Annotated in this window: 1 protein-coding gene; it reads right to left on the bottom strand. The window is 52.3% G+C overall.

Annotated features, from left to right (window positions below):
- A partial coding sequence (locus EDI28_RS28310) for a hypothetical protein (RefSeq protein ID WP_233353545.1) occupies positions 1–255 on the bottom strand: 255 nt, incomplete at its 3' end.
- Between the last annotated feature and the right edge of the window lie 99 nt (positions 256–354).

Genomic DNA, 354 nt, shown 5'->3' with positions numbered 1-354 from the left:
ATCTTTAAAAAGAGCCGGAGGTAAGTCATCTGGACCAGGTGATTTGTAACGCTTCAAGAGTTGGAGTACCTTGCGGAATTCCGCCTCATTTGGTGGATCAGTCGTCACCGGCCATGGAGGGCAGGACAGTTTGACCGATGTTGCTGGAGCAGCAGGCCAGTTGAACTGCCCTTCGAAAAATTCTGCCCATCGTCCAAGACGTCGATGGATGTTAGTGATTGGCATCCCACCATCCTCGCAGATTGTTTCACTCACACCAGACTTCTTGCTGCCAGTGGCTCGGATGAGTTGGAAGAGCTTCCGGTAGTTGCCAGATGCAGCTGCTGCTTCCAGCTCATTAGCACGCTTCGACCA

The organism is Photobacterium chitinilyticum, assembly GCF_004104355.1.
Taxonomy (GTDB): Bacteria; Pseudomonadota; Gammaproteobacteria; order Enterobacterales; family Vibrionaceae; genus Photobacterium; species Photobacterium chitinilyticum.
This window is presented reverse-complemented; position numbering and strand designations above follow the sequence as displayed.